Source organism: Phormidium sp. CCY1219 (genome assembly GCF_055795085.1).
Window position 1 is genome coordinate 1 of sequence record NZ_JAYFEQ010000932.1, and the last position, 299, is coordinate 299.

Genomic DNA, 299 nt, shown 5'->3' on the forward strand with positions numbered 1-299 from the left:
AAATTAGTCTTTACGCCAGGGGAAAACTTTACTGGGGAGATTAATTTTGGCTGGAATGGGTTTGATGGCAGCAGTTATGCTTCCACCGAGGCGAAAGTGAATGTATCCGTGGCGGCGATTAATGCTGCACCGCAGGTGAGCGCATTTAACAAATCCGGCAATCAAAATGCCGAGATTGCGTTTTTGGCCAGTGATTTCACTCAGGGGTTTGCCGATAGCGATGGAGACGAACTGGAGAAAATCAAAATTACCGCTCTCCCGGAGAACGGAAGTCTCACACTGAACGGCGAAGTCATTGA

General features: G+C 48.2%; 1 protein-coding gene. It reads left to right on the plus strand.

Annotated features, from left to right (window positions below):
- Positions 1-299 (plus strand): Ig-like domain-containing protein (locus AC0QH1_RS30605; RefSeq protein ID WP_324635228.1); only part of this gene is annotated, 299 nt, incomplete at both ends.